Source organism: Aquabacterium sp., assembly GCF_036279655.1.
Taxonomy (GTDB): domain Bacteria; phylum Pseudomonadota; class Gammaproteobacteria; order Burkholderiales; family Burkholderiaceae_C; genus Aquabacterium.
The window spans coordinates 1-3453 of the sequence record NZ_DASUIT010000037.1 but is presented as its reverse complement, the minus strand read 5'-3'; the positions used below and the strand labels follow the sequence as shown (position 1 = coordinate 3453).

Below are 3453 nucleotides of genomic sequence, written 5' to 3'. Positions count from 1 at the left end.
GCGGCCGGCGCACTTGTGGCCTACCATGACAACAGGACAGAGTCAAGGAGAGGGATGATCAGACGGTTCCCATCTTGCGCGGGAACAACAGATACTGCTGGAGAACACAGATGGCCGATCAGAACCTTAAGCTGGCAGTTTTGCATCAGAACGGCTGGCAGTTGGAAAACATTGTCGACAGGCTGCGGGTCGCACGCAGCGATTGGATGGCCCGCCATGGCCGCAGCTGCGAACCGGACGAACGCGAGCTGCCGTCGCGCAAGATCATGGGCGAGGTGGTCGAGGCGTTGTCGGGGGCATTGTTTCCCATGCTCCTGGGGCCAGCCGACCTGCGCCTGGAGAGCGAAGACTTCTACGTTGGGCATACCCTCGACGCGGCGCTCAACGCCCTGCTGCAACAGATCTGCCTGGAACTCGGCCATGGTTTGCGACCGAGCCAGGAGATCGAGCGACAGGCACGCAGCATCGTGCAGGACTTCGCCCTGACCCTGCCCCAGTTGCGCCGACTGCTGGACGACGACGTGATGGCGGCCTTCCGCGGCGACCCGGCGGCGCGCAGCGTCGACGAGGTGCTGCTGTGCTACCCCGGCATCGTCGCCATCATCCACCACCGCATCGCCCATCACCTCTACAAAGCCGGGCTGCCGCTGATGGCGCGGATGACCTCCGAGCTGGCGCATTCGGCCACCGGCATCGACATCCACCCCGGCGCGCAGATTGGCTCGAGCTTCTTCATCGACCACGGCACCGGCGTGGTGATCGGCGAGACGGCGATAATCGGCGACCGGGTACGCATCTACCAGGCGGTCACGCTGGGCGCCAAGCGCTTCGACGCCGATGACACCGGCCAGCTGGTCAAGGGGCAGCCGCGCCACCCGATTGTTGAGAACGACGTGGTGATCTACGCCGGGGCAACCATCCTCGGGCGCATCACCATCGGCGCGGGCTCCAGCATCGGTGGCAACGTCTGGCTGACCCGCAGCGTGCCTCCGGGCAGCAACATCACCCAGGCAAACCTGCAAAACCAGGTGGGCACCCTAGGATAGTCGCGCACGACCAACCTCCCGGCCTCGCCGGCTCTCGTTCAGAGCCAGGGGCAGGCAGAACGCCTGTCCCTGGAGGGGCGCAGTGCCCGCCATCGCAGCAGGATCGTTCCCCCCTCATGCCTGCATGCGCGCCCCGGTCTTTGGCCAATGGCCGCGGGCGTCGTTGCCTCGTCAACAGCCGTGCAACCGTTGGCGGGGCAACAGTCCCTCACCCTGCTGAAAATCCTGCCGCCACTGCAAGAGCCCGCCAGCTCGTAGCCTCCCAGGGCAGCATGGGGGTCAGCCTGCCGATCTGAACCGGTACAGCAAATCCCCTGTCGGTGCCCACAGCTTGCAGTGGGAGCCAGCCCCGCCATTCCCTCCACGCAGAGGGGCGCGAGACACGGAAAAATCGTACGCTACGCCCGCAATCCCCGATGCCTGGCAACAAGGAGTTACCCGCCCCATGCCCTCCCCCACACCACAGCCCCCTGCGGACAGCACGCCTCCGCAGCCAGTGAGCTTCTGGCAGGCCTTCGCCTTCTGGCTGAAGCTGGGCTTCATCAGCTTCGGTGGCCCGGCCGGGCAGATTTCGATCATGCACCAGGAGCTGGTCGAGAACCGGCGGTGGCTTTCGGAGCGGCGCTTTCTGCACGCGCTCAACTACTGCATGGTTCTCCCCGGCCCGGAGGCGCAGCAACTCGCCACCTACATCGGCTGGCTGATGCACCGCACCTGGGGCGGCATCGTGGCCGGTGCCTTGTTCGTGCTGCCATCGCTGCTGATCCTCATCGCACTGTCGTGGGTGTACATCTCCTTCGGTGACGTGCCGCTGGTCGCCGGTCTGTTCTATGGCATCAAGCCCGCCGTGACCGCCATCGTGATGCAGGCAGCCCATCGCATCGGCTCGCGGGCGCTCAAGAACAACTGGCTGTGGGGCATCGCGGCGGCCTCCTTCGTGGCGATCTTCGCGCTCAACGTGCCGTTCCCCGTCATAGTCGCGGCCGCAGCGCTGATCGGCTATGTGGGTGGCCGTCTCGTCCCGGACAAGTTCCAGGCCGGTGGCGGGCACGCACAGGCCGGCAAGTCGTTCGGCCCGGCACTGATCGACGATGACACCCCGACACCCGAGCATCTGAAGTTCCGCTGGAGCCGGCTGGCCCGGCTGGCGGTAACGGGGGCGCTGCTGTGGGCGGTGCCCATGGGCGTGCTGACGGTCGTCTGCGGCTGGGATCACACGCTCACGCAAATGGGCTGGTTCTTCACCAAGGCCGCGCTGCTGACCTTCGGCGGGGCTTACGCGGTGCTGCCCTACGTCTATCAGGGTGCGGTGGAGCACTATGGCTGGCTGTCCCCCACGCAGATGATCGACGGTCTGGCCCTGGGGGAAACCACGCCTGGCCCGCTGATCATGGTGGTGGCCTTCGTCGGCTTCGTCGGCGGCTACGTCAAGACGGTATTCGGCCCGGACGCCCTGTTCCTGGCCGGGGCGCTCGCGGCAACGCTGGTGACCTGGTTCACCTTCCTGCCCTCCTTCCTGTTCATCCTCGCCGGGGGACCGCTGGTGGAGTCCACCCACGGCGATCTCAAGTTCACCGCGCCGCTGACGGCGATCACCGCTGCCGTGGTCGGGGTCATCCTGAATCTGGCGCTGTTCTTCGGCTACCACGTCCTGTGGCCCGAGGGCTTCGAGGGCACCTTCGACTGGGGATCCGCCCTGATCGCCCTGGGTGCCGCCATCGCCTTGTTCCGCTTCAAGCGCAACGTGATCCATGTCATCGGGGGCTGCGCGGTGGTCGGCCTGATCCTGAAAACCCTGATCCTGTGAGGCATCCCGGCCAGCCGAAGCAGTACCTGAGCGCCCTGCGCAATCCGCGGAGCTGATGCCACGAAAGCGCCGTTCGCCCTGAGCCCGTCGAAGGGTGACCGGCGCTTTCAGCCGGACTGGCCTGGAATACGCCATCAGCTATCTTGAAGCGAGGAACACCCAACCATTCGGTGTTCCACCCAGGGATCAGGCACCCCGCCGGTCCCTCCGCTCAGGAATCAGCGCATGTCTCTCTCCATGTACCAGGCCTCCGTCCCGCTGTTCATCCGTGGACTGGACAACCTCGCGGCCATCCTGCGCAAGGCCGCCGCCCATGCCGAAGCGCGGAAGATCGCCCCGGAAGTCTTCCTCAACGCCCGCCTCGCACCCGACATGTTCCCGCTGCTGCGCCAGGTACAGATCGTTTCCGACACCGCCAAGGGCTGCGCCGCGCGCCTGGCCGACGTCGAGGTGCCGAGCTACGCCGATACCGAAACCAGCTTTGCCGAACTGCAGGAGCGCATCGCCAGGACCATGACCTTCCTGCAAGGCATTGCCCCGGCGCAGGTCGACGGCAGCGAGGAGCGTCCGATCACCCTCAAGATGCACAGCCAGGAAATC

General features: G+C 65.9%; 3 protein-coding genes. All 3 read left to right on the top strand.

Going from position 1 to position 3453, the window contains the following annotated elements:
- Positions 1-110: 110 nt before the first annotated feature.
- On the top strand, positions 111-1046 hold the full coding sequence (gene epsC / locus VFW84_RS04030; protein WP_329679146.1) for a serine O-acetyltransferase EpsC: 936 nt from the start codon (positions 111-113) through the stop codon (positions 1044-1046).
- Between the two features lie 445 nt (positions 1047-1491).
- Positions 1492-2853 carry a chromate efflux transporter gene (gene chrA, locus VFW84_RS04025; RefSeq protein WP_329679145.1) on the top strand — a complete coding sequence of 454 codons (1362 nt, stop codon included), beginning with the start codon at positions 1492-1494 and terminating at the stop codon, positions 2851-2853.
- 225 nt (positions 2854-3078) lie between these two features.
- Positions 3079-3453 (top strand): DUF1993 domain-containing protein (locus tag VFW84_RS04020; protein ID WP_329679144.1); only part of this gene is annotated, 375 nt, incomplete at its 3' end.